Source organism: Bifidobacterium coryneforme, from assembly GCF_000737865.1.
Classification (GTDB): domain Bacteria; phylum Actinomycetota; class Actinomycetes; order Actinomycetales; family Bifidobacteriaceae; genus Bombiscardovia; species Bombiscardovia coryneformis.
In genome coordinates, this window is sequence record NZ_CP007287.1 from 861,942 (window position 1) to 887,338 (window position 25,397).

22 protein-coding genes and 4 tRNA genes are annotated in these 25,397 nt (G+C 58.9%); 8 read left to right on the forward strand and 18 right to left on the reverse strand.

Annotated features, from left to right (window positions below; all coding sequences use genetic code 11):
- Positions 1-29: 29 nt before the first annotated feature.
- The 10 genes from bcor_RS03290 to bcor_RS03335 form a co-directional block, all read right to left on the reverse strand.
- The gene (locus bcor_RS03290) at positions 30-449 is read right to left on the reverse strand and encodes a preprotein translocase subunit YajC (protein ID WP_238548575.1); all 420 of its coding nucleotides are present in this window, start codon (positions 447-449) and stop codon (positions 30-32) included.
- Between the two features lie 89 nt (positions 450-538).
- The gene (ruvB, locus tag bcor_RS03295; protein WP_148303994.1) at positions 539-1,543 is read right to left on the reverse strand and encodes a Holliday junction branch migration DNA helicase RuvB; all 1,005 of its coding nucleotides are present in this window, start codon (positions 1,541-1,543) and stop codon (positions 539-541) included.
- Between the two features lie 58 nt (positions 1,544-1,601).
- Positions 1,602-2,213 carry a Holliday junction branch migration protein RuvA gene (ruvA, locus tag bcor_RS03300; protein WP_033497030.1) on the reverse strand — a complete coding sequence of 204 codons (612 nt, stop codon included), beginning with the start codon at positions 2,211-2,213 and terminating at the stop codon, positions 1,602-1,604.
- 54 nt (positions 2,214-2,267) lie between these two features.
- Complete coding sequence (ruvC, locus tag bcor_RS03305; protein WP_033497028.1) at positions 2,268-2,849, reverse strand: crossover junction endodeoxyribonuclease RuvC; 582 nt, start codon at positions 2,847-2,849, stop codon at positions 2,268-2,270.
- 4 nt (positions 2,850-2,853) lie between these two features.
- Entirely contained in the window at positions 2,854-3,609 is a 756-nt protein-coding gene (locus bcor_RS03310; protein ID WP_033497026.1) for a YebC/PmpR family DNA-binding transcriptional regulator, read from the reverse strand.
- A 130-nt stretch (positions 3,610-3,739) separates the two neighbouring features.
- Complete coding sequence (locus bcor_RS03315; protein WP_051875644.1) at positions 3,740-4,945, reverse strand: glycosyltransferase family 4 protein; 1,206 nt, start codon at positions 4,943-4,945, stop codon at positions 3,740-3,742.
- A gap of 38 nt (positions 4,946-4,983) precedes the next feature.
- The gene (locus tag bcor_RS03320; protein WP_476559193.1) at positions 4,984-5,970 is read right to left on the reverse strand and encodes a phosphatidylinositol mannoside acyltransferase; all 987 of its coding nucleotides are present in this window, start codon (positions 5,968-5,970) and stop codon (positions 4,984-4,986) included.
- A gap of 18 nt (positions 5,971-5,988) precedes the next feature.
- Complete coding sequence (gene pgsA, locus bcor_RS03325; protein WP_033490076.1) at positions 5,989-6,663, reverse strand: phosphatidylinositol phosphate synthase; 675 nt, start codon at positions 6,661-6,663, stop codon at positions 5,989-5,991.
- Positions 6,664-6,677: 14 nt separating this feature from the next.
- Positions 6,678-8,732, reverse strand: a complete 2,055-nt coding sequence (thrS, locus tag bcor_RS03330) for a threonine--tRNA ligase (protein WP_033497022.1) — start codon at positions 8,730-8,732, stop codon at positions 6,678-6,680.
- A gap of 112 nt (positions 8,733-8,844) precedes the next feature.
- Entirely contained in the window at positions 8,845-9,702 is an 858-nt protein-coding gene (locus bcor_RS03335; RefSeq protein ID WP_033497342.1) for a PAC2 family protein, read from the reverse strand.
- A 147-nt stretch (positions 9,703-9,849) separates the two neighbouring features.
- On the opposite strand from bcor_RS03335, the gene bcor_RS03340 reads away from it, so the two are divergent.
- The 4 genes from bcor_RS03340 (at position 9,850) to bcor_RS03355 (ending at position 10,220) form a co-directional block, all read left to right on the forward strand.
- Positions 9,850-9,922, forward strand: a tRNA-Gly gene (locus bcor_RS03340).
- Positions 9,923-9,950: 28 nt separating this feature from the next.
- Positions 9,951-10,021, forward strand: a tRNA-Cys gene (locus bcor_RS03345).
- 20 nt (positions 10,022-10,041) lie between these two features.
- Positions 10,042-10,113: transfer RNA gene (locus bcor_RS03350), tRNA-Val, on the forward strand.
- Between the two features lie 34 nt (positions 10,114-10,147).
- Positions 10,148-10,220: transfer RNA gene (locus bcor_RS03355), tRNA-Val, on the forward strand.
- A 631-nt stretch (positions 10,221-10,851) separates the two neighbouring features.
- Here bcor_RS03355 and bcor_RS03360 read toward each other — a convergent pair.
- Positions 10,852-11,505 (reverse strand): helix-turn-helix transcriptional regulator, encoded by a 654-nt coding sequence (locus tag bcor_RS03360; protein WP_033497020.1) that lies wholly within the window; start codon positions 11,503-11,505, stop codon positions 10,852-10,854.
- A gap of 308 nt (positions 11,506-11,813) precedes the next feature.
- On the opposite strand from bcor_RS03360, the gene bcor_RS03365 reads away from it, so the two are divergent.
- On the forward strand, positions 11,814-13,316 hold the full coding sequence (locus tag bcor_RS03365; RefSeq protein ID WP_148303949.1) for an MDR family MFS transporter: 1,503 nt from the start codon (positions 11,814-11,816) through the stop codon (positions 13,314-13,316).
- Positions 13,317-13,818: 502 nt separating this feature from the next.
- Here the strand turns inward: bcor_RS03365 and bcor_RS03370 are convergent.
- Complete coding sequence (locus tag bcor_RS03370; protein ID WP_033497017.1) at positions 13,819-14,694, reverse strand: undecaprenyl-diphosphate phosphatase; 876 nt, start codon at positions 14,692-14,694, stop codon at positions 13,819-13,821.
- 109 nt (positions 14,695-14,803) lie between these two features.
- Here bcor_RS03370 and bcor_RS03375 point away from each other — a divergent pair, with 109 nt between their 5' ends.
- Positions 14,804-15,598 carry a fructosamine kinase family protein gene (locus bcor_RS03375; protein ID WP_033497340.1) on the forward strand — a complete coding sequence of 265 codons (795 nt, stop codon included), beginning with the start codon at positions 14,804-14,806 and terminating at the stop codon, positions 15,596-15,598.
- An 83-nt stretch (positions 15,599-15,681) separates the two neighbouring features.
- Here the strand turns inward: bcor_RS03375 and dnaJ are convergent, their stop codons facing one another.
- Together dnaJ and hrcA are read right to left on the reverse strand one after the other, a co-directional pair.
- Positions 15,682-16,815 carry a molecular chaperone DnaJ gene (gene dnaJ / locus bcor_RS03380; protein ID WP_033497016.1) on the reverse strand — a complete coding sequence of 378 codons (1,134 nt, stop codon included), beginning with the start codon at positions 16,813-16,815 and terminating at the stop codon, positions 15,682-15,684.
- 84 nt (positions 16,816-16,899) lie between these two features.
- Complete coding sequence (gene hrcA, locus bcor_RS03385; RefSeq protein WP_148303950.1) at positions 16,900-17,982, reverse strand: heat-inducible transcriptional repressor HrcA; 1,083 nt, start codon at positions 17,980-17,982, stop codon at positions 16,900-16,902.
- 186 nt (positions 17,983-18,168) lie between these two features.
- On the opposite strand from hrcA, the gene tkt reads away from it, so the two are divergent.
- Together tkt and tal are read left to right on the forward strand one after the other, a co-directional pair.
- The gene (gene tkt, locus bcor_RS03390; RefSeq protein WP_033490088.1) at positions 18,169-20,271 is read left to right on the forward strand and encodes a transketolase; all 2,103 of its coding nucleotides are present in this window, start codon (positions 18,169-18,171) and stop codon (positions 20,269-20,271) included.
- Positions 20,272-20,423: 152 nt separating this feature from the next.
- Entirely contained in the window at positions 20,424-21,533 is a 1,110-nt protein-coding gene (gene tal / locus bcor_RS03395) for a transaldolase (protein WP_033490090.1), read from the forward strand.
- A 310-nt stretch (positions 21,534-21,843) separates the two neighbouring features.
- On the opposite strand, the gene secG is transcribed toward tal, so the two are convergent.
- The 4 genes from secG to whiA all read right to left on the reverse strand — a co-directional run bounded on the left by secG (position 21,844) and on the right by whiA (position 25,324).
- On the reverse strand, positions 21,844-22,092 hold the full coding sequence (secG, locus tag bcor_RS03400; protein ID WP_033497338.1) for a preprotein translocase subunit SecG: 249 nt from the start codon (positions 22,090-22,092) through the stop codon (positions 21,844-21,846).
- A gap of 60 nt (positions 22,093-22,152) precedes the next feature.
- A complete protein-coding gene (gene tpiA / locus bcor_RS03405; protein ID WP_033490092.1) occupies positions 22,153-22,935 on the reverse strand; it encodes a triose-phosphate isomerase in 783 nt (260 codons plus the stop codon).
- Positions 22,936-23,041: 106 nt separating this feature from the next.
- Positions 23,042-24,238, reverse strand: coding sequence for a phosphoglycerate kinase (locus bcor_RS03410; protein WP_033490094.1), 1,197 nt, complete (start codon positions 24,236-24,238; stop codon positions 23,042-23,044).
- Positions 24,239-24,352: 114 nt separating this feature from the next.
- On the reverse strand, positions 24,353-25,324 hold the full coding sequence (gene whiA / locus bcor_RS03415) for a DNA-binding protein WhiA (RefSeq protein WP_033497014.1): 972 nt from the start codon (positions 25,322-25,324) through the stop codon (positions 24,353-24,355).
- Positions 25,325-25,397: the final 73 nt, after the last annotated feature.

Sequence of the window (25,397 nt, forward strand, 5' to 3'; positions counted from 1 at the left end):
GTCACTGCTCGGATAGGTTCAGCAGGAGCCTACTCTCGGGAATCTGCAGATGTGGTCTTGTCGGTGGAATCCTTGGATTCGTCGTCGACCTTGTCTGCCTTGGAACTCTGCTCTGACGAATCAGACGGGGAGTCATCCTGCTCGTTTTCAACTTCTGGCAGGGGATTGCCCTCCTCATCGACCTCGTCGTCATGCACATATGCAGGGACAATCGGCGGCTTGGTGATGGCCTGGATGCGCCAACGGGACAGGGAGCCTTCGGAGTCTATGACCACCTGCTCCTTCTCTTGGTCCACCGAAGCGATCTTCCCCAATAGTCCGGTGCTGGTGGCCACCTCGTCGCCGGGCTTCAGAGACTGGCGAAAGTCCTGGATGGCGGTTTGCTGCTGCTTGCTCTTGCGGCCACTAACCCACATCATCAGAATCATCAGCGCGATAATGACAATCATAAATAGCATGGATTCCATAATTCCTGTCGACTCCTCATATTGTGGCCGGAATAAACAGTCGGCCATGCATACTGTCTGAAATACTTAGTCTAAAACAGCTTCATGACATCCTTGGCGGGTTTTTTACCCAGGTGTTCCCATGCTTTAGGAGTGGCAACGCGGCCCTTGGGGGTTCGTACCAGGAAGCCCTCACGGACCAGATAGGGTTCGCAGACGGTTTCCACGGTCTCGGACTCCTCCCCCACCATGGCAGCGAGATTGTTCAGGCCGACAGGTCCCCCGTCAAAGCTATTGACAATGGCCTTGAGAACTGCCATATCCAGCCTGTCCAGTCCCTCGGAATCAATCTGGTAGAGCGCGAGGGCCTCCTTGACGTCATCCGGACCAACGGAGGTGAGATCGTGGACGATGGCCCAGTCTCGGACCCTTCTCAGCAATCTGTTTGCGATTCGGGGTGTGCCCCGGGACCTTAGGGAGAGCTGGCGGGCGGCATCGTCCTCCAGGGAGAGGCCCAGGACCGAGGCCGAACGCTCGATCAGTTTTTCCAATTCCCCATGGGGGTAGAAGTCCAGATGGGCCGTGAAGCCGAACCTGGCCCTAAGCGGGGAGGGCAACATGCCTTCACGAGTGGTGGCGCCGATGACCGTGAACCTGGGCAGGGTCAGAGGAATCGACGAAGCGCCGGGACCCTTGCCCACCATGACATCGACTCGGAAGTCCTCCATGGCTATGTATAGGAGCTCCTCCGCAGCCCTGGGCAGACGGTGAATCTCGTCGATGAAGAGGACCTCGCCCGCCTCCAGTGAACTCAGAATGGAGGCGAGATCACCCGCATGTTGGACAGCAGGTCCCGAGGTCACCCGAATCGGGACCTCGAGCTCATGCGCCACAATCATGGCCAGGGTTGTCTTGCCCAATCCGGGAGGACCTGCAAGGAGTATGTGGTCGGGGGCAACGTCCCGCTTGATGGCGGCTTCAAGGAAGAGCTTGAGCTGGGCTTTAAGCCTGGGTTGGCCAATGAAACCCGATAGGGAATCCGGCCGCAGCTCCTCATCACTGACTGGTTCCCCCTCAATGGGTCTGGCCGAAACCATACGGAGGGATTCCTCGTTGGCGTCCTCGTTTGAGGGCTCATTCGACAAGATCGGCACGTCAGCGCCCCCTATCCAGGAGGGTCAAGGCCTGCTTGAGGACCTTGGGGACATCCTGCTTGCTCAGTGGCATCGGGAAATCGTTCTCCTTGCAGACCTTGTTGACGGCCTGCTCGGCATCGTGCTGCTGCCACCCAAGGGAGACAAGACCCTCGACCACCTGTCGACTGCCTGAATCGATGTTCTTACGGGGTTGAGTGCTTCCGATACTGCTGATGTCCAGTTTTCCGGAGAGCTCCAGGATTATCTTCTGGGCACCTTTCTTTCCCAGGCCCGGTGACCGGGACAGGGCTGTGGAATCGCCGTCCGCCACGGCCTGCGCCAGCTGGTCCGGGGTAAGGGTCGAAAGGATGGAGAGAGCCACACGTGGGCCGATGCCGCTCACCTTCTGCAGCTGGATGAAAAGGCTCTTGGCGGAACGGGAGAGGAACCCATAAAGAGTCACGGAGTCTTGGGAGATGTTCAAGGAGGTGAAAACCGTAACGGTCGATTCCGATCTCATTGACCCAAGGTCGGATTGGGGCATACGGACCTCATACCCCACCCCGGATACGTCGATGACGGCGCATCCCGCCTCGATGGCGGACACACGTCCTGTCAGCATAGCCAGCAATTAATCACCTCTACGGTTGTTGTCCCGGATATTCGAACGTCTGTTCGAATCAGCTTACATTCCTCTGTGGACTCCCCCATGATTGCCCTGTCGCGCGGCTGCCCGTGCCCACTGACGCTGTGCGGGTGTCAAGTGTTCCTCCCGCTCCCCGCCCTGTAGGGCTCCTGCTGGCCGGAGCGCGTGACAGATGGCCTGAGCCAGGGCGTCGGCCGCATCAGCCGGTTGCGGCAGCCTGTCCAGCTTCAATATCCGTGCAACCATGCGCTCAACCTGTATCTTCTCGGCCTGCCCATTGCCCGTCACTGCCATCTTGGCCTCGGTCGGCGTATGGAGGGCTACAGGGATGCCACGTTGAGCGGCTGCCAACATGGCCAGTCCTGCGGCCTGGGCTGTTCCAAGAACCGTATTCCGGTTGGACTGGGCGAAGACCCTCTCGATGGAAACGACATCGGGGCTGAACCGGTCGATCTTGTCGCTCAGGCCGTTGTATATGGCCAGCAGACGCAGGTCCTGGGACAGGTCCGGGTCGGAGCGGACCACATCGACGTGAATAAAGGAAAGCCGGCGCGATGCACCGGCTTCTATAACGCCGACGCCGCAACGGGTAAGGCCCGGATCGACGCCGAGAACAATCACTGATTCACTCTTCGTCCAGTTGGGACAGGACGTCGTCAGGGGCGGTCCAGTTGCTGTAGATTTCCTGAACGTCGTCCAGATCGTCCAGATTGTCAATCAACTTGGAGACCTTGCGGGCAGAATCGAGATCCAGGGAGACCTCGTTCTTGGGGTTAAGGACCAGGTCGGCGGAATCGTAGTCGATTCCTGCGTCCTGAAGGGCCTTGCGGACCGCGACCATATCGCTGGGGTCGGTCAGGACGGTGAAGCTCTCACCGTTGTCTTCGACATCCTCGGCACCTGCCTCGGCGGCCTTCTCGAAGACCGTATCGTAGTCAGTGCCCTCAGCGGGGACCACAATCTGACCCTTGCGCTCGAAGTTGAAGCTGACGGACCCGTTCTGGGCCAGGGAGCCGCCACCCTTGGTCAGTGTGGAGCGAACCTCTGCCGCAGCGCGGTTCCTGTTGTCCGTCAGGCACTCGATGATGATGCCTACGCCGGCAGGAGCATAGCCCTCATAGACGATGGTCTCGTAGTTGGCAGCCCCGGCCTCCTCACCGGAACCGCGCTTTACGGCCCGGGAGATGTTGTCGGCGGGAACGGATGACTTCTTGGCCTTGACGATGGCATCGTAAAGGGTCGGGTTGCCGTCGGGGTCACCGCCACCGGTACGGGCGGCGATCTCGATGTTCTTGATCAGCTTGGCGAAGAGCTTTCCACGCTTGGCGTCGATGGCTGCCTTCTTGTGCTTGGTGGTGGCCCACTTCGAATGCCCTGACATATGACTCCTGACGGTACGAATGCGTAAACGAATGGAATTCTAATTTGGCTCTTTGACAATCATAAAGGTCGAGAGGGTCGGGTGCCAACTGTCTTCGCTCTGGGAAATGCCTGGTTCGACGGTGTCGTGTTCACTTCCCGAAATGTTTCTTCAAAGGGTTCCATCCCCTGCCGCCGGGAGCCTCTTCTGCCAGTGCCTGGGCGTATACCTCGAGCACCTGCTCGGCCACATGGTCCCAGTCATAGTCCAAGGCACGCTCCTGGCCCAGTCTTGACAGATCACGCCGGGTGTCGTCCTGACCGATGAGTTCGAGGACCGCCCGTGCGCAGTCCATGGGGTCGCCATTGGTGAAGAGCCTGGCCCTTGTTCCCTCCTCGGAGACGTCCCGGAAGGCCTGGAGGTCCGAAGCCACAATGGGGCAACCGGCGGCCATCGCCTCGGTCAGGACTATTCCGAAGCTCTCGCCGCCGGTCTGTGGTGCCACGTAGGCGGTCAGACTGTGGTAAAAGGCGGCCTTGTCATCGTCGCTGATTCTTCCCAGGAAGGTGACATGGCTGAGCAGACCGGGATCGATCTCCTCGAGCATCCGCCTTGCCTCAGCCTCCCCGTCTCCGGCGCAGAGGAACCGGGCATCGGGTACGGCATCGAGAATGGTCGGGGCCGCCTGGGCAAGGATGCGGAATCCCTTGCGGTCTTCTTTCATCCTGCCCAGGAAACCTATGGTGGGGGCTCCTGGCCTTCCCTGCCAGGCGGGTTTGGGGGCGGCATCGCGGAAGAAGCCGGCATCGATGCCGTTGGGGATGATCTGCGTATTGGTACGGTCCGTCAGGATGTGCTGGGCGGTCTGCATGGCTGACCTGCTGACGCAGATGGCTTGGCTGATTCCGGACAGCCGTGAGCGCAGATAGGGCTGGGTGAGCCTCATGGCCAGCGGGTAGGTATCGAAGGAGGCATGGAAGGTGGCCACGCAGGGACTCTGAAGGAAACCCTTGATTAGCGGTTTGTGACTAAGGCTGGGCACCTCGGGCTCGTGGAGATGGAGAATGTCGAAACGTCCCTGACGCACCCACTGGCGGGTGATGCGGCCAGCGGACCCGAAGTAGCTGAGATTGGCCACCGATCCGTTGTAAGGCACGGAGAATGAAGACCCTGTGGTCTGCACCCAGAGGGGCATGTCGTTGGTTCTTCGCCCCGGAGCCAGGACCTGGACCTGGTGTCCGCGCTTCAAGAGCTGCTGGGCGAAGTCTCGTATGTGGAGTTGGACCCCGCCTGGGGTTTCGAAGGAGTAGGGAGAGATGATACCGACCCGGAGATGCCGGCCTTCAAGGGGATCCATCCTGGTGGTATCCGGATTCGTGTTTTCCTTGGTTGCACTCAAGACCGGTTCCCCCGTGCCTTTCCCCGCCTCAGCTCCACTTCGGCGGATATGTGTTCAGGTACCGCGTGCATCCGCGACAGATCAAGGTCATCGATGAAGATCGGCTGGAGCATATGCCAGTCCTCAGGATGTTCCATGATACCGCGCGACCACTGGTCCACCCAGGCCTGGCTGAGCTCTTGGACGGCCTGGTCTCGTGGAAGGCCTTGGAAGGCATCGGTGTCTATCGGGCCGTCGATCGAACAGATGTAGCCCAGGGGTGTTCCGGCCTGATGCCTGCGGTCACCGGTCAATCGTTCGCGATACATGTTGACCGTGTACAGGGGAAGGCGGGAATCCAATGCGATGACGGCAGGGCCAGCAGCCACTCGAATCCAGGAGTCAAATGCCCTGACGAAGACCCCGTTTCGGCTCAGATCACGGTCGGCGAGGAGAGGGACCACCTGTTCAGGACTCGCAAGTGTGTCCGCCAACCGCTCGGTGATGCCATGCTCTCCGGTAAGTATGATGTTGATCCCCAGATCACGGCGAATCTGGGCGAAGGTCTCCAACAGCTCCTCGTTGGACAGACGTTCGGCAACGGTAGTGACGGGGCCGACAGTCCTGCCTGCCCAGAACCCGGCATAGTCCCAATTACCCTGGTGACCCATGCCGATAGGCACTGAGCGGGATTCGATCATGGTCTTGGCTGGCTCGGGATACCCGGTCCCCGCTGGTCTGATTCGTGCCTTGAGCTGCTCTGTCGTCCTGGCGCCCACGGTCAGCGCCTCGGAGAAGTACGTGAAATAGGACCGCATGCCCCGTCTGCTGATATGTCGAAGCTGTTTCCTGCCTACTGGTCCCACTACATGGGCCAGGTTGGCCTCAAGCTGCCTGACCCCACCGACGTGCAGAAGCCAGGAGACATCGGCCGCCAGGAGGAAAAACCCCCGCAGAAGGGTTTCAGGTACCCAGCGGGCATACCTCGCAGTCAGGATCAACAAGCGGTCCAGCATATGGCCTCACTCGTGGCTGGGATCGGCAGGTTGTGGATTCTTGCTCATGGCACGGTTGACAAGACTGATCCGCTGCCAGACCGTGACGATGCCGAGAAGAGCGAGAACCACCAGGAAGCAGCTGAGGACCGCCAAGGGGAGGCCAGCACCGGTCAGGGCCATCCCCACCAGAATGATGACCAGACGGTCGGACCGGGTGGCGATGCCGTTCTTGGCTTCGAAACCCTCAGCCTCGGCTCTGGCGCGGGCATAGGAAGTGACGAAAGAGGTCATGATGGCGAACAGTGCCGCAGCCATACCGATCTGCGCCCATACATCAGGTCCATGATGGGTCGGATCCGAAGCCCAGAGCACCTCATGACGGCGCAAGTAGATGATGACACCGGCCAGGACCGCCCAGTCGGCAATCCTGTCCAGGGTGGAATCCAGGAAGGCCCCGAACTGTGTGCCGCCACCGGTCAGTGCGGCCACGGACCCGTCCAGGGAGTCGAACGCAACCAGAACGGCCAGGACCACTGCACCGGGCAGGAGCCACCCGGTCAAACCTGTGGCGATTGCCACCACAACGGTACCGACAGCGCCGATGATGGTTACCCCGTTGGCACTGATTCCAATCCGTACCAGCCCCCTGGCTATCGGTGCGATGATGCGCTTCCAGGGGCCACGTAAATGTTCGAACATGGTTCGGTCCTGCCTCAGTCCTGCTGCGAATCCGTGGCGGATGTCTGCGAAGTGAAGTCGTCGACTGAATTGATCAGTGCCCGTGCCCTGATGGCCTCGGCAATCCACTTGCGGGCGGAGTCAACCGGGACTCCGTTGAGTTGGCTGCCGTCACGGAAGCGGAAGGACACCGCGTTCCTGGAGACATCCTCCTCGCCGGCAATCAGGATGAATGGAGCCTTGGACTTGGAGGCGTTACGGATCTTCTTGCCGAATCTGTCGTCGGAGCGGTCGATTTCGCAACGGACCATATCGTCCCTGAGTTCCTCTAGGAAGGATTCAAGATGCGGGGCGAACTCGTCGGCCACGGGAATGGCCTGCACCTGGACAGGGGCCAGCCATGCCGGGAAGGCGCCGGCATAGTGCTCCAGGAGGATGGCGAAGAACCGCTCGATGGATCCGAAGAGGGCCCGGTGGATCATGACCGGACGTTGATGGGAACCATCGGCCGCAACATACTCAAGCTGGAAACGTTCGGGGAGGTTGAAGTCCAGCTGGATGGTCGAGACCTGCCAGGTACGCCCTATGGCGTCGCGGGCCTGGACGGAGATCTTGGGGCCGTAGAAGGCGGCGCCCTCGGGGTCATCCACCAGTTCCAGACCTGAGTCCTTCGCCACCTGGGCGAGGGTGTTGGTGGCTTCCTCCCATACCTCATCCGATCCGACGAACTTGTGCGGGTCCTTGGTGGAGAGTTCCAGGTAGAAGTCGTTCAGGCCGAAGTCCTTGAGTACCTTCAGTACGAACTGGAGCAGGCTGGTCAGCTCCCCCTTCATCTGCTCCCTGGTGCAGTAGATGTGGGAGTCGTCCTGGGTCAATCCCCTTACACGGGTCAGGCCGTGGACTTCGCCGGACTTCTCATACCTGTAGACCGTGCCGAACTCGAAGAGCCTGAGCGGCAGTTCCTTGTATGAGCGCTGGCGGGACTTGAAGATCAGGTTGTGCATGGGGCAGTTCATCGGCTTCAGGTAGTAGTCGAACCCCTGCTTGGTCACCTGCCCTTCCTCATTCTGCTCCTCGTCCAGATGCATGGGAGGGTACATGCCGTCCTTGTACCACTGCAGGTGCCCGGAAATCTCGTAGAGATGCCCCTTGGTGATATGCGGGGTCTGAACGAAGGAGTACCCGTTGCGGCGGTGCATCTGGCGGGAGTAGTCCTCCATGGCGTTGATGATTGCGGCACCCTTGGGATGGAAGACCGGCAGGCCGGAACCAATTTCGTCCGGGAAGGAGAACAGGTCCATTTCGGCGCCCAACTTGCGGTGGTCGCGCTTGGCGGCCTCCTCCAGCCGGGCCAAGTATGCCTTCAGGTCCTCCTTGGAGGCCCAGGCGGTGCCGTAGATGCGCTGAAGCATGGGATTCTTCTCGTCGCCACGCCAGTAGGCCGCGGCCGTACGCATCAGTTTGAAGCTTTGAATATAGCGAGTATTGGGCAGGTGGGGCCCGCGGCAAAGGTCCTTCCACACCGTGTTCCCGTCACGATCGAGGTTGTCGTACATGGTCAGCTCACCACCAGTGGCTACCTCTGTGGCTTCCTCACCGCTGATTTCGGCCTCCTTGGCCCCTATCAGCTCCAGTTTGTAAGGCTGACCCTGTTCTTCGGCACGGGCCTCTTCCTCACTCACCACCCGCCGCTGGAAGCGCTGGGAGGATTTGATGATCCGCTTCATCCGCTTCTCGATCTCCTTGAGATCGTCGGGAGTGAAGGGCTGCTCAACATCGAAGTCGTAGTAGAACCCGTCCTTGATCACCGGGCCGATCCCCAGTTTGGCATCCGGCCTGATTTCCTGGACAGCCTGGGCCATGACATGGGTCGCGGAGTGACGCATGATGGCCAGTCCGTCCTCGCTGGCCAGCTCGATGGGCTCAACTGAATCACCATCGTGAAGGGGGGTATAAAGGTCGCGCGGTTGTCCATCGATTCTGACCGCAACGATGTCCTTGTCATCAGCAAATAGCTGGACACCAGTCAGATCCGCTGCCACCTCCTTGTTTTCACCGCTCAACTGTATGGAGATGTTCGACTGCGTCATGAATGCCGTCCTTGCTATCGGAGCCCGCGTTACAGGGTGCAGGCTGGACATGGTTGTCGAGCACAGATTATGCCGTCAGTCAGACAAGCCGAAAGATGAGCCGGTTCCTGACCTAGCCATTGGAATTTCCACCCTGGCCCTTGTCCCCCATCGATCTCAGGAAGTCCTCCGCTTCCTTGATCAGTTCATGGGCTGTCGGTTCGTCAACCTGCATGTTCATCCGGTCGGCCGATTGCTTGTCGGCTTCCATCTCCAGGCGATGTACATAACCAGCCAGGTCGTCGTTGCAGTGCAGGAGGACTGCGGCCTGGGCTTTCCATTCCTCGGCCTTACGGGGCAGATGCCCCCGCTCCAGGCCGACACCCAACATCGAAGAGAGACGTTCCAACAGTTGCAGGGTGGCCTGGGCGCATTCATCGCTTCCCAGGTACTGCGGTACTGAGACCCATACGGATTCGGTTGTGTATCCGTCCTGGGCTGCCAGGGAGTCGAGGACGGTCGGAATGCCGATGGGGCCGGAATGACCATCCGTGTCCATGCTGGCCTGGTCTCCTGCCAGGTCGTCTATGGGCAGTGGTCTGGTGTGGGGACAATCGGCAAACATGGAACCCAGGGTGATGATGGAGTCCACTTCGTAGTCTTCGGCCATGTGGATACTCTGACGGCAGAAGTCAGTCCAGCGGTAGTTCGGCTCGGGCCCCATCTCCAGAAGCAGGGTGAGACTGGCATTGATCCGCACCCGATAGAACTTGGTTGCGGGCCAGACAATACGCCTCCGACCCTGTACATGGCAGAGCATGGGGCGTGACATCTGATAGTCGTAAAACCCCTCGCCATGGATGTTGCCGACCTCATGCGAGTCGTAGGCCTCAAGGAGGTGACGAATCACATTGGTCGAGGCTGAGCAGGCATCATTCCATCCGTCAAAAGCCGATACCATGACGCAGTGCTGCTTGGCTTCTTCACTCATATCTCTCAGATTACCGGTGTACAGGCATCCAAGGGCGGGGTATGCCATCAGCGGAGGGGCGGCGACACGCTCTTGTTGCCACAATCCGTAATCGCGGATATAGTAGTTTCTCGTGCTCAGGCAGTCATGTGAGTGATTGTTTGAAGTGCGGGCATAGCTTAGTTGGTAAAGCGCGACCTTGCCAAGGTCGAGACCGCGGGTCCGAGTCCCGTTGCCCGCTCGAGGTTTCCGAGCAGTTTAACCAATACGGTGGGTTAGCCAAGCGGTTAGGCAGCGGCCTGCAAAGCCGTATAGACGAGTTCGACTCTCGTACCCACCTCTCTCGAAAGAGAATGACCCGGGCGGTTGGCGCAGAGGTAGCGCACTTCCCTGACACGGAAGGGGTCACTGGTTCGAATCCAGTATCGCCCACGAGGATCGCGGTTATGCGGTCGTTCAGGATTCCGGGCGATTGGCGCAGCGGCTAGCGCACTTCGTTCACACCGAAGGGGTCGCAGGTTCGATTCCTGCATCGCCCACCCTCAATCCACTACTCATCATCTGCACTCCCCTTTTCAGTCGCTCCTTGTTTACTGCCGCTGGTCCGTATGCATGTTGTCGATACCCTGTTCGTGCGTGGCAATGACTGAACATAGACATGTCAGTAAGCCGGATGCGGTGAGAGCCTGAGCAGAATAATGATTTATCTGGATCGGGAGTGCCTACTCCAGGTCGGGCATTTCGTGAGCGAGCAGTTGGTAATTCTGACAAAACAAAGGCGTTAAGCGGAATGTTGAGCTTGTGGTCAACCCGATTGTGTGATAAATTACTATTAACTGAGAACTGACCATCAGGTTGTTCATTGAACATCTGGTTTGAGAGGTGGAACCATGTATGAGGTGTTGAGTCCTGATAGGCGGACTCATACAACCCAGACAATGGTACTTGCCAGATTGAGACAGCAGCTAGCCGGAATCCTCAACCTGAGGATGCTCTTGTGCTGATTTTGGACTTTTGTGATTCGCTCCGGTGGGTCACGCACCGGTCTTTACGGAGATTCTGAAAGGCCGACTTTTAATTCCCCTCCGACAGCGTGAAGAAATATACCCCCCTCTCCCCTGTCGGAGGTTTCTTTTACTTTTTTGGGGAAAGGGCGGCGACGGATTGCACCTATTTGAGTGACTGCAGGTACCTGTAGAGCGTCGGTACAGAAACTTTGAGTTCGGGCGCCACAACACCTACTGCCCCCTTGATCAGGAATATACCCCGGTCCTTGAGGTCTTTGATGATGGCCAGGCGTTCGATCCTGCTCAGCTTATCGATAGGTATATGAACCTGCTTGATCACCTCACGGGTAACCCTTCGGATGTTCTCTTCGGGGTTTTCTTCCAGCTCCTGACTGGGTATACCGGAGGTGACCATACCGTTGACCGAATCTGTTTCGCTGATGGTCTGAAGGAGGTGGGCGGCACGTTGAAGCTCGGTGATGTTGATATTGATGCAAAGTGCACCAATGACTTCGTCTTCCTTGTTTCGGATGAAGAATGACGAAACCCTGAACTGGTGGTCGTTCAAATCGTGACCCCGGTAGTCGGAAATGAAATCAATGCCACTGTCCCTGGCCTTTCGAGTCAACTCCAGTGTTTCCTTGGTCATGGAGTCGCCCTTCTTGCGGCCCGACAGATGACCGTTGCGTATGAACACGATGGAGGCATGTGGCCTGTCCAGATCGTGTACCGCAATCTCGGCCATCGGTCCGAAGGCATCGGACAGGAACTCAGCCAGTGGGAAAACCTCTTCGAGATTGGTGACTGTGAAGTGCATTGCTGGTCCTCAACATCCTAACAGGGCAGATTCCTCTACCGGTTGATGTCGTAGGAAGCGGACGTATCCATCCGTATCAGCTTCCTGTTCTGTTATGTTTCCGAATCCTTCGTCTTCCCGCCCCCGGACCCGGCCCGGCCCGTAAGCCGGCATAGCGCACCATAAAGGTGTTGAAGCGAATCTAATATTATCCCATCCGAATTGCATTTTGTTCTTTGACCGGTCCGCGCGGCCTGTCGAGTGTTGCTCGGGTGGGTTGTAGGATATGTGGGTTCAGTGTGATACGGATTTTAAAGGAAGCAGTAGCAGTGTCGAATACAGTGCGAGCCACAGGCAGAAGAACGAATGTGGCCTTGGTTACCCTGGCGGCCTTTGTAGCCACGTTCATGACGGCCATCGAGGGAACCATAGTGTCGACGGCAATGCCGACGATTGTCTCTGATCTTCATGGCCTGTCCGTCATGAACTGGGTCTATTCCATCTATCTCCTGATGACCGCCGTGACCACGCCCATATATGGGAAGCTCTCCGACCAGTACGGACGTAAACCCCTTCTGACCATAGGCCTACTGGTCTTTGTTGTCGGTTCCGCCCTCTGCGCCCTAGCGCAGTCCATGCCGCAGCTGATTGCCTGCAGGTTCGTTCAGGGCCTGGGAGCCGGAGCCATACAACCCCTGACATTCACTGTCCTGGCCGATATCTATCCCCTGGCGAAGCGAGCCAAGGTCATAGGGCTGAACTCCTCATCCTGGGGTATTGCCTCCATCATCGCCCCACTCCTGGGAGGGTTAATCGTAGAGCAGCTCAGCTGGCATTGGGTCTTCGCCATCAACGTCCCCATCGGGCTGATTGTCGTTCTGCTGATTCAGGTATTCCTTCATGAGGAAGGCGACAGGCATACCTCGGCCGTGGACTATAAGGGTATCTCCCTCCTGGTGCTGGCCTTGGTCACGCTGATGCTTGGATTGCAGAACCTGGCTGAAGTCCGCTACCTGTGGGTAAGTCTCGTGCTGTTCCTGATCTGCGCTCTTACCGTGGTGGCCCTGGTCAGGGTGGAAACCCGACAGACCGATCCGATATTGCCCCTGAACCTCTTCTCGAATCGATCATTCGTGATCCAGAACGTGGTGATACTTCTGATCTCTGGCTTCCTGATGGGGTTCGAAACATACCTGCCCATCTGGATGCAGTCCGTCCTCGGCCTCAATCCGTCGATGGGTGGATTCGCCGTGACCCCCTCCTCCATTGTCTGGCTTGTCGGTTCCTTTGTGGCTGGACGGCTGATTATCAAGCATCCGCCCCATAAAGTGACCGGGCTGGCCCTTATCTTCCTCCTGGTGGCCTGCACCATCTATGTCTTCCTCCCCCAGCACACACCGTTCGCCGTGTTTCTTGCCATCTCCTGCCTATATGGGTTTGGGTTCGGCACTGCAGTCACTGTTTCCACGGTGACGTCTCAGAGTGTGGTGCCTTTCGACCAGGTCGGAGCTGCAACCAGCTTCAACACTCTGGCGCGATCGCTTGGGCAGACTCTGATGATTTCAATCTTCGGCATCGTTCTCAACGTGGTCACGGCCCACGGTGTGGCAGCACAACCGGGTCTGACCAACGACATGATGAATCGGATGATCAATCCGCAGACCGCCGGTCAGGTCCCAACGGAATACCTGGAACCAGCCCGCGAAATCGTCTATCAGGGACTCCACTGCATCTTCCTGGTAGGTCTGGTACTGCTGGTTACCGCCTTCATCATCAATCTCTGTGATCGGCGCAGCGGTATGCTCCTGTCCGAATACAACCAGAATCGGTGACGCCCGTACGTTTGAGACGTAACATTGGCTTTTCGCGCGACTCTCAGAATTGCGGTAATATTTGAACAGCCCTGCGTCTCAGCTCAGGGTGAAAAGGAGGGGCGACCGGTATTGGGGATGTTGGGTGGCCGCCCCTCGCGATCGGAGACGTTGCAGAAGTCCCGATCCTTACTCGTGTGAAGAGTCAAATGTGGTTCGGCGCAGCGATGGTGATTGCTGGTGAATCTCTGCTACCATCGCTGTCTTACTTCTCTTATACCACTGCCCGGAACGATTGCTTGGATTTGGATGGACGAAGAGTTGCATCGGTGTGAAGATGACAGGCAATACCGGTACCTCAGACCAGATGAAGACGCTTAGAGAGAATCGCCGTCTTCTTGCAAAGATGCCAAAGCAGTCGCTTGAGGGAAGATTGCCATCCGGTTCCCACGTATGGCGGTAAGTATGGTTTTGTGAGCCCCCCCTCTAACGGGCGGGCTCACAAAATCGGGAACTATCCTGATCAGGCTGCGGCTACGCCGCCGACAGCAGGAAGGACGTTGAAGATCAGGAGCAGTGCAACCACTATGGCGAGGCATACCCGGTAGATGACAAAGCCTCGATAAGAGAACCTTGAGACGATTTTCAGGAAGGCGATGATGACCAGATAGCCAACCACGAAGCTGACCACCGTAGCGCAGATGGTAGCACCCCAACCGGGGAAAGCGGCGTCGGCATTGATGTCCTTAACCGATTTGTAGGTCTCCAGGATGCCGGCTCCGAATACCGCTGGGATGGCCATCAGGAAGCTGACTCGGGTGGCGGCCTCCCGGGTGTAGCCGAGCGCTCTGCCGAAGGTGATGGTGCCTCCGGAGCGTGATACGCCGGGGATCAGTGCCAGCATCTGCCCCACACCGAAGAGGATGGCATCCTTGGCGTTCATCTGCTTGATTTCCTTGACCTCACGGCCATGGCGATCATAGTAGTCGAGAAGAAGACCGAAGACGATGAGCACCACTACGGTAATCCACAGGTTACGCAGCTTGGTCTCTATCAGCTTCTGGAAAATGAGGCCTGCAAGGACGATGGGGATGGTGCCGATGATGATGTACCAACCCATGGCGGCATCGTGGTCCTTGGAGCCCAGACGTTCGCGCCAGGATGTCCCATCCTTGCCCAGGAGGCAGCGGAACCAGTGAGTCAGGATTCTCGCTATGTCATGACGGAAGTAGAGGAGGACAGCCAGCTCGGTGCCGAACTGGATGATTGCAGTGAAGGCTGCACCTGGATCCTGCCCCAGCAATCCTCCGAGGATACGGATATGAGCACTCGATGAGACGGGGAAGTACTCCGTAAGCGCCTGCACCAGACCAAAAAGGATGGATTCGAAGAAGTTCATGATTCGACAGCTTAGCCCCCCTCCTAGGATGTACGGCGTGGGAGCGCTGCATGTCGCGCAGAATGCCCACAATGGAATCATCGGACTGTTCCTCAAGGAGGGTATGGCGATGGTCAGAACATATAGGAAAACACGAGGCGGGGCTCCTGCCGGATTCTTCGAATGCGAAGGGCTGGGACTCCGCTGGCTGGGCCAGGCACAGTCGGTTGGTGGACCACGCGTGGTCGACGTATATGACTGGGGCGGGGACTTCCTGGACATCGAAGAGGTGGAATCGACCTCGCCAAACGGGGGCGCGGCCTACCGTTTCGGGGCACAGCTGGCGCGGATGCATGATGCCGGTGCTGATCACTTTGGATCGGCGCCGGATGGATATACCGGCACCTGCTATTTCGGACCACTCCAGGACCCCCTACCCATGGATACCGGCGACTGGGACGACCCAGTGACCTACTGGGGTCAGGGGCGATTGGAGCCTATGGTCAGGATGGCCATCGACAGGCGGGCTCTGAACCGCAATGATATGGATGTAACCCAGGAGATTATCCAGGCCCTTCCGGATCTTCTGGGAGCCGCTGCGGACGACAAGCCTGCCAGGGTTCATGGGGACCTGTGGAGCGGCAACGTGATGTGGACCAAGGAGGAAGGGCAGACCGAGGCCGTCCTGATAGACCCAGCAGCACATGGGGGGCACCGTGAAGAGGACCTGGCGATGCTCCACCTCTTCGGCATTCCCTATCTGAGCCAGATACTTGATGGATACCAATCGGTTCATCCGCTTGCCAAGGGGTACGAGAACCGGGTTACCCTTTGGCAGCTCTATGCCATTGCAGGACACTGCGCTTTCTTCGGTGGCGGCTATGTCAGTGAGTATCGGTCCATGTGCCGGTCTCTTCTGGGTTGAGCAAGTCCGGTCCACTCGCAGATCGGCCCGGAGTCAGCAGGTTATCGTGCTGACTCCGGGCCGATTGCTTCGCTCGGGTTTTGCTAGTTGAAGATGTCCTTGAGCTTATCGAAGATTCCCTTCTTTGCTCCTGCCGCGGTCGGCTTGGATTTCTGGGGAATCTCCCTGGCGTCGGAGTCGTGGCTCTTGGCGAAGTCCTCTATCAGATCCCGCTCCTTGTCATCAAGCTTGGTCGGAATCTGCACCAGGACGTGAACGACGATATCGCCTCGTTCCTCCTTGTTGCCCAGCTTGGAGACACCAAGGCCTTTCAGCGTTACCTCGTCATCGGGTTGGCTCCCGGCCGGCACTTGAATCTGACGCGGCCCGTCGAAGGTATCCAGATCGACGGCATGACCCAGCACGGCCCAGGTCATGGGTATGGAAATCCAGCAGTGCAGGTCCTGGCCGCTGCGTGTATACCGCTTGTCGGGCTTGATGCTGATGTCGATGTAGAGGTCACCGGCGGCACCGCCACCCTCTCCTACCTCGCCCTGTGAGTTCAGGCGGAGTCGAGATCCGTCGGCCACACCGGCAGGGATATTGATGCCCACATCCCTCTTGATTCTCGACCTGCCGTGCCCCAGGCACTGTGGGCAAGGGTTTTCGATGATTGTGCCGTGCCCCTCGCATCGTTCGCAAGGTGCCTGGCTCATCATCTGACCGAGAAGGGTCCGTACCACTTTCTGGGCGTATCCCCTCCCCTGGCAGACCGGGCAGGTAACGGGAGAAGTGCCCTTCTGGGCGCCGGAACCGCCACACTCCTGGCATAGGCCGAAGGTGTGGAGCTGGGTGTGGACGGTACCTCCGAAGATGGCGGTTTTCAGGTCTATATCGACCCCGGCAAGCACATCGCGCCCGGGTTGCGTACGAGGAATGGGGCCTTGTGCGTCAGCTCCGAATCCGCCTCCGAAGAACTGACTGAACACATCGCCCATATCGAAGCCCCCCGCCGCGGATGCCTGGGGGTCATTGGGGTCAACACCCTGGTCGTACATGCGACGCTTCTGAGGGTCCGAGAGTACCTCGTAAGCGCTGTTGACCTCCTTGAACTTGTCCTCGTATTCAGTTCCGGCGATGTCCGGATGGTATTTGCGGCTCATCTTTCGATAGGCCTTTTTGATCTCATCTTCGCTCGCCGTGCGATCGACGCCCAAAACCTCGTAGTAATCTGCCACCGGTATTCCTTCTGTGCTGCTGTTCTGGCTTATTTTCCCATAGACCTGGGTCAGGTTGGTCCGACTGAGTGTGCTGGTCCCTGTTTACTGGTCATCTGTCCCGGCCAGGAAACTGGTCAGGTAGGACGCCACGGCTCGTACTGCACTCATGGTAACCGCATAGTCCATATGGGTGGGGCCTATCGATCCCACAAAGGCTATCGGCTCATCGGTCATGCCATCGCCTTTCTTGCCCGACAGTGGCTGTTGGGCATGGCCGTAACCCGAGGTGACCACGGATGCATGGACCAGTTCCGGGGTCTGGGTTTCAGTACCGATGGCCACACTGACCCCGTTGTTCTCACGGGAGAGCTCGCTTTGCGCCTTCATAAGGCGCATCAGGACCACCTGCTCCTCAAGGGCGTCAAGGAGGGGGGCCAGGTCGCCTATGGAAACGACCTGACTGTGTGTCAGCTGTGAAGTGCCAGCCATATAGAGTCCGCTCGTCTGCTCCTTGGTCGCCATCTCCTCGAAGACGGCAGCCAGTATCCGCAGCATGGACTTGGTGTCGGCTTCGGGGCTTGAATCGGCCAAGAGCTGGCACCTTTCCGCTGCTTGGGTCAGTGACAGATCGTGGCATTGCTGGTTGATCATGTCGGACAATCCTGACAGGGTGTCGGACCCAGGCTGGTGGGAGCCATGAAGGGTGCGCTGCACCACCCTCCCCGTATCGGTGATGACAACCACCAGTACGGATCCCCTGTCCAGTTTGATCAGCTCGGCCCTCCTCAGGTTCGAATGGGCCAAGGAGGGTGAGGCGACCACGGCTATCTGCCCTGTGATTTGCGCCAGGAGACGGGCGGCATGCTGGAGGGTGTCCTCCAGGCTGACCGACCCTGACAGGAAGATGTCGATGCCCCGACGCTGGGCGGCCGACAGGGGAACGACCGTGGCCAGACGGTCGACAAAGTAGCGGTAGCCTTTTTGCGTGGGAATACGGCCCGCAGAGGTGTGGGGCTGGATGAGATAGCCTTCATCCTCCAAGGCCGCCATGTCATTTCTGACCGTTGCTGAACTGACTCCTAGATGGTGGTTTCTGGTCAGCGACCCCGAACCGACAGGCTCCTGGGAGCGAATATAGTCCTCTACGACAGCGCGCAGGACCAGCATGCGTCTGGTAGTGGCCAAAGGTGCTCCTTCCGTCATGTCTCCAGTATTAGCACTCTGATACCGAGAGTGCCAAAAAGATGGTACGAAGAGCCGAATTGTGTCGGCTCGCACATATATCATTGGAGTGCAATGTGAAGGTAATCGAACATTTTCGACATAAGTCGAACATGAAGACCTCTCAATTGGAAGGAAAGTAGACACCATATGTCCAATTTCAAATGGTCTGAACTCGACGAGCGGGCGGTCAAGATGGCCAAGGTCCTCTCGGCCGATGCCGTTGAAAAGGCCGGCAGCGGCCACCCCGGCTCCCCCATCTCCTTGGCGCCCATCGCCTACACCCTCTATCAGCACTTCCTGAAGCATGATCCGAACGATCCCGACTGGGCCGGTCGCGACCGGTTCATCCTGTCGGGCGGTCATGCCTCACTGACCCAGTATGTGCAGCTGTACTTCTCCGGTTACGGCCTCACCCTGGATGACCTGAAGCGTTTCCGTACTGCTGGTACCCGCACGCCCGGTCACCCCGAGTATGGTCTGACCCCCGGCATCGAAATGACCACCGGTCCTCTGGGCCAGGGTCTGGCATCGGCTGTGGGCTTCGCCTATGGGCAGCGTTACGAGCGTGGCATGCTGGATCCGGATGCCCCCGCAGGGCAGTCCCCCTTCGACCACAACATCTGGGTCATTTGCGGCGAAGGCGATGTGGAAGAGGGCATCTCGTCCGAGGCCAGCTCTCTCGCGGGCGACCAGCAGTTGGGCAACCTGACCGTCATCTTCGACGCCAACCACATACAGATCGAGGGCGACACCAAGATCGCGCTGAGTGAGGACATTCTCAAGCGGTACGAGGCCTACGGTTGGTACACCGATGAGTTCAGCTTCATCCAGCCTGACGGGTCCTACAAGGAGGACACCGAGGGCCTGGCCGCCGTGCTTGAAAAGGCGCAGCAGGTTACCGACAGGCCGAAGTTCATCAAGGTCGATACCCTGATGGCCTGGCCGACCCCTGGTAAGACCAACGATCCTTCCGCCCATGGTTCAGCCCTGGGTGCCGAGGCTGTCGCCGGCCTGAAGCAGACCCTGGGTTACGATCCCGAGCAGTCCTTCCAGATTGATGAAGAGGCCTTGGCTCATGCACGCGAGGTCGCTCAGCGCGGTCTTGCAGCGCACAGCGAGTGGGATGAGCGTTACCAGGCCTGGCGCAAGGCCAACCCCGACAAGGCTGCTCTCTACGACAGGATTCACGCCGGCAAGCTGCCCGAGGGCTTCGACAAGGCGATCGACGACCTGGAGGCAGGCTTCGAGCCCGGTTCCAAGGTCGCCACCCGCAAGGCATCCGGTGCCGTGATCAATGCTCTGGCACCCATCATGCCCGAACTCTGGGGTGGTTCCGCAGATCTGGGTGGTTCCAACAACACCGACATCAAGGGTGCTGTCTCCTTCGCTCCCGAAGCCTACAAGACCACCCAGTGGCCTGAGACCAGCAAGTATGGCCGCCAGCTCCACTTCGGTGTGCGTGAGTTCGCCATGGGAGCCATCACCAACGGTATCCTGCTGGGTTCTGACACCAGGCCCTTCAACGGAACCTTCTTCCAGTTCAGCGACTATGAACGTCCCTCGGTGCGCCTGGCCGCTCTGATGGACATCCCCAACCTCTACATCTGGACCCATGATTCCGTGGCCCTTGGCGAGGATGGTCCCACCCATCAGCCCATTGAGCACCTGGCCGCCATGCGTGGTATCCCCCAGATGGAGGTTGTGCGACCGGCCGATCAGTGCGAGACCGCCGAGGCTTATCGTGCCTTCTTCGAGAAGGACAACAGCCATCCTGCGGCCTTGATTCTGACCCGTCAGGGTGTTCCCACCCTGGAGGAGACCAAGGCCAAGGCCCGTGAGGGTGTCCGCAAGGGAGCCTATGTCCTGGTTGATACCGACGGCCAGCCCGATGTGCTGTTGATGGCCACCGGTTCCGAGGTTCAGCATGCCGTCGCCGCGGCCAAGACCCTGGGTGATCAGGGCGTCAAGGCCCGTGTCATCTCGGTTCCCTCCATGGAGTGGTTCGAGGAGCAGGACGACGACTACAAGGAGGAGATCCTCCCCGCGTCCGTCAAGGCTCGCGTTTCGGTCGAGGCCGGTCTGGCCATGCCCTGGTACAAGTACCTCGGCTCCTACGGCAAGCCCGTTTCCATCGAGCAGTTCGGGCTGCAGGGTGGCGGCGACGAGAACATGCGTGATCTCGGTATCACCGCGGATCATGTGGTTGAAGCCGCCAAGGCCTCCATCGAGGAAGTCCGCAAGGCCTTCTGATTCTCCGGGGTACGGATCCCTGACTGAACAGAGGTTCTCGTCCCCCTCCCCCGGCCGGTGCGACAGTTCGTCGCCCGGCCGGAATACCGGCCACAATCGTGGCAGAAAATGCAGTTTGTGTTCCCAACAGGAACCCAAGAAGGAGTTACAAGATGGCAGAAAATGCAAACACGCAGCGCACCAGCGATTCAGGTGTCTCGATCTGGCTGGACGACCTGAGCCGTACCCGCATCGAGTCGGGCAACCTGCAGCAGCTTATTGCAGAGCGCAACGTTGTGGGTGTGACCACCAACCCCTCGATTTTCCAGAAGGCCCTGAGCCAGGTTGGTCCCTATGACGAGCAGCTCAAGCAGCTGGGTCGCATCGATGTCGAGGACGCTGTCCGCGAGCTGACCACGACCGATGTGCGTAACGCCACGGACATCTTCCGCGAAGTCGCCGAGAAGACCGATTACGTGGATGGACGTGTCTCCATCGAGGTGGATCCCCGTCTGGCCCACAACACCGAAGAGACCGAGAAGCAGGCCGAGCAGCTGTGGGCCAAGGTCGATCGTCCCAACGCCATGATCAAGATTCCTGCAACCCTCGAAGGACTGCCGGCAATCACCGCTACCCTGGCCAAGGGAATTTCCGTCAACGTCACCCTGATATTCTCCCTTGAGCGGTATCAGCAGGTCATCGATGCCTTCATCGAGGGCATGGTCCAGGCCGACAAGAACGGACATGACCTGAAGCACATGGGCTCCGTTGCCTCCTTCTTCGTCTCCCGTGTCGATAGCGCCGTGGATAAGCTCCTGGAAGCCAACGGCTCGGATGAGGCCAAGTCCTTGGAGGGCAAGGCCGCTGTGGCCAATGCCCGCCTGGCCTACGAGCTCTTCGAGCAGGCCTTCGACAAGGATCCTCGTTGGGCCGACCTGGAGGCCAAGGGCGCACGCCGTCAGCGTCCGCTCTTCGCTTCGACCGGCACCAAGAACCCGGCCTACTCCGACTGCAAGTATGTGGATGAGCTGGTTGCTCCTCAGATTGTCAACACCATGCCCGAAAAGACCCTTGAGGCCCTTGCCGCCCATGGTGATGGTTCACCCTCCATCGAGGGAACCTATGAGGAGAGCCACCAGATCATGCAGAAGCTGGCCGACCTGGGCATCAGCATCAAGGACGTGACCGACAAGCTGGAGGCCGATGGCGTGGCTTCCTTCATCGCTTCCTGGGATTCAGTCCTCTCCGACGTCCAGAAGGGCATCGACCGCGTCAACGGCTGAGAGCCTGATCTTGAGAATCGCAGTTGTCGGTCACTGACTGACAACTGTTGATGAGCAGGGTGCCCCGTCCGGTATCAGACCGGACGGGGCACCCTGTTTTGTAGGACTCTATTAAGAGCAGAAGACCATGTTTACTCAAGCAGGAAAAGGGATCGGAATAGACCGATAACAAAAACAAGAGTCCCTGTAGTGGTCGGCATCGACTCGATGATTCTCTTGGGAATGCCTGCCTCGACGCTCCTGCAAGGGTCTTCACCTGATACGGAAAAGCCCCGACGGGATGCGCCGGGGCTTTCCGATGATGGGTTTCTCAGGCGATCTTGTACTTGGCCATCAGACTCAGAGCGACGATAATGGCGACCCAAATCAGGGCGACGATGATGGTCAACCTGTTCAGGTTCTTCTCGGCAACACCTGAGGTGCCGGCGTTGGCGCTGATGCCACCGCCGAACATGTCGGACAGGCCGCCGCCCTTGCCCTTATGCATCAGAATCAGCAGGGTCAACAGGATACTGGCGATAACAACGATGACTTCCAGGACAATCTTGACAATGGTCACGACAACCTCCAATGAACGTGAATACTGGTTATTGTACAGATACCCTGGGAAGATTCCCATTCAGCCTTTTGCCGCCAGGCGGACGATACGTGCAAACTCCTGGACGTCCAAGGAGGCACCTCCCACCAGGAAGCCATCGACATCGTGCTCTTGAATCATCTGCGAGGCGTTCTTTGAAGTGACTGATCCACCATAGAGTATTTTCACGGCCTCACCGGACTTCTTGCCGAACTGTCTGCCGATATGGGCGCGAATGGCCTGGGCGGCTTCCTGAGCCGTCTCAGGAGTGGCCACCATGCCGGTTCCGATGGCCCAGACGGGTTCGTAGGCAACAATCAGGTTCTCCATGTCCTCCTGAGAGAGGTCGCGGGTCACGTCATTGACCTGGCTCACGGCGAACTCGAGTTCAATGCCCTGGCGTCGCTCCTCATAGCTCTCGCCGACGCAAAGGATGGGTTTCATGCCGGCTGCCAGGACCGCTCGCACCTGATCGACAATGTTGGCATCATCTTCGGGATGGTACTTGCGGCGTTCCGAATGACCGACGATGACGTACCTGCACCCAAGTTGGGCCAGCATGTCAGCGGAGACATCGCCGGTGAAGGCTCCCTGAGAAGTGACGGACACGGACTGGGCTCCGTAACTGATGGGAAGATTGTCGGCCTCCACAAGGACCTGGACTGAGCGCAGGGCTGTAAAAGCAGGCAGAAGGGCCACTTGGCAGCGCTTGTGGTCAAAATGGGCATCTCTCAGAAGCCAGGCCAACTTCTGAACGAAGTAGGTGGCTTCGAGGTGGTCGAAGTTCATCTTCCAATTGCCGGCCACCAAAGGAGTGCGTGCCATACCAGATCTTTCCAACCTAATGATGAGAAACGGGACTCGGGAACGAAACGCCAATGCCGGACCACCGGATGCAAGACCCGGTGGTCCGGCATTGGATGAACGGACTTTACTCCAGCACCTTCAAGCCAGGCAGTTCCTTGCCCTCGAGGAACTCGAGGGAGGCACCACCGCCGGTGGAGATATGCGAGAAGCCATCGTCGGGGAAGCCCAGGTTACGGACCGCCGAAGCGGAGTCGCCTCCACCAACGATCGTGAATGCTCCCGCCTTGGTGGCATCCACTAGGCCCTGGGCCACGGCACGGGTGCCTTCGGCGAAGGCCGGGAACTCAAAGACTCCCATGGGTCCGTTCCAGACAACGGTCTTCGAGTCGACGATCTTGTCATGGAAGAGCTTCTGGGAATCGGGGCCGATATCCAGGCCCATCCTGCCGGCGGGCATGGCGTCTGCGGCGACCACTTCGTGGGGCGAATCGGCCTTGAACTCGTCAGCCACCACGATATCGGTGGGCAGAACCAGTTCGACACCCTTCTCCTGGGCAGTCTGGATGTACCCCTTGACGGTATCGACCTGATCATCCTCAAGCAGGGAGGAACCGACCTCGTAGCCCTTGGCCTTAAGGAAGGTGAAGACCATGCCGCCGCCGATGACCAGGCGGTCGGCCTTGCTGAGCAGGTTCTCGATGACCCCAAGCTTGTCGGAGACCTTGGATCCGCCCAGGACCACGGTGAAGGGGCGTTCGGGGTTCTCCGTCGCCTTGGAGAGCGCCTTGACTTCCTTCTCGACCAGGAGTCCTGCAGCAGAAGGCAGGAACTTGGCCACGGAGTAGTTGGAACCCTGGGCACGGTGGACAACGCCGAACCCATCGGAAACGAAAGCGTCACCCAGCTTGGCGATCTTCTCGGCGTAGGCATCGCGCTCCGCCTCGTCCTTGCTGGTCTCTTCGGGGTTGAAGCGGACGTTCTGCAGAAGGACAACGTCACCATCCTGCATGGCGTCAACCTTGGCTTCGGCATCGGGACCATAGGTGTCGTCGGCCAAGGGGACGGAGACACCCAGGAGCTCACCCAGGCGGTCGGCGACCGGCGCCAGGCTGAGTTCGGGAACGACCTTACCCTTCGGGCGGCCCAGGTGGGCCATCAGGATGACCTTGGCGCCCTGGCCGCGGAGTTCCTTGATGGTGGGCAGAGCGGCCTTGATGCGGCCGTCGTCCTTGATGGTTGTGCCGTCAAGCGGCACATTGAAGTCTGCACGCACCAAGACGCGCTTGCCCTTGAGATCACCGAGGCTCTTCAGTGTTTTCATGCCATTCCTTTCCTAGCTGCAGACATGACGAAACCGCCGGTCTGCGCAACCTCGGGCTATGAAACCCGCGTTGTAGTCCATGGTACTAAGGCAAGCCGACGGTTGGAACAGTAATCAGTCTTTCTGGTCCTGGGTGGTGTTGAGACCCTCGGCCTGTTGCTTCTCCACCTTGGCGGCCAGTTGAAGAAGACGACGAATGCGGCCTGTGATGGCGTCCTTGGTAACGGGCGGATCGGCCAGACGGCCCAGCTCCTCCAGGGATGCATCACGGTGGTCAAGGCGCAGCTGACCAGCTGCTCTGAGGTTTTCGGGGATGTCCTCACCCAGAATCTGGAAGGCCTTGGTCACCTTGGCGCTGGCCTCGACGGCGGCCTTGGCTGAGCGGCGCATGTTGGCATCATCGAAATTGGCCAGGCGGTTGGCCTTGCCGCGGGATTCACCATCGCTCCGCTTGCCTGTCCACTCCCTGGAGGACTTGGGGGCACCCATGAGGTTGAGCATCCGCTCGATCACGTCCGGATCACGCAGGGTCACGCGTTCCGAGCTGCGGACCTGACGGGCTTTGGCGTTGATTCCGAGACGGCGGGCTGCACCGACCAGAGCCAAGGCGGCCTCCGACCCCGGGCAGACGATTTCCAGGTACGACGCCTTGCCGGGGTCGGAGAGCTCACCATGAGCCAGGAAGGCACCACGCCAGGCGGCCTTTACCTGGGCGATGTTGCCTGAAACGATGTCGGCAGGGAGACCACGGACCGGATGCTTGCGCCGGTCCAGCAGCCCTGTCTGGAGGGCCAAGGCCCCACCGGCACGGAGTACCCGGACCGAATACCTGATTACATTGCCGGCAGGCGTCTGGCGATTGACCTGGATCAGATCCGAGTCATGCCCGTAGACGTCCTTGATGGTGTTCTGCAACCACTGCGCTGCAGGAAGGGAATCGAACTGGGCTTCGACCACAATATGACGCTGGATGATGTGAAGACCTCCGCCAAAGCGAATCATCGCGGCGGATTGGGCTTTTTTGGCTGCGGGGAGTTCGTTGTCAATAGCGGCCAGCTCGCTTTTGACATCATCAAGTAGGGCCAAGAGCCGTCCTCCTAGGAAAAACCGATGTTGAATGCTGTGGTCCGTGCGACTCGCCGGTCGAACGAACTACCGG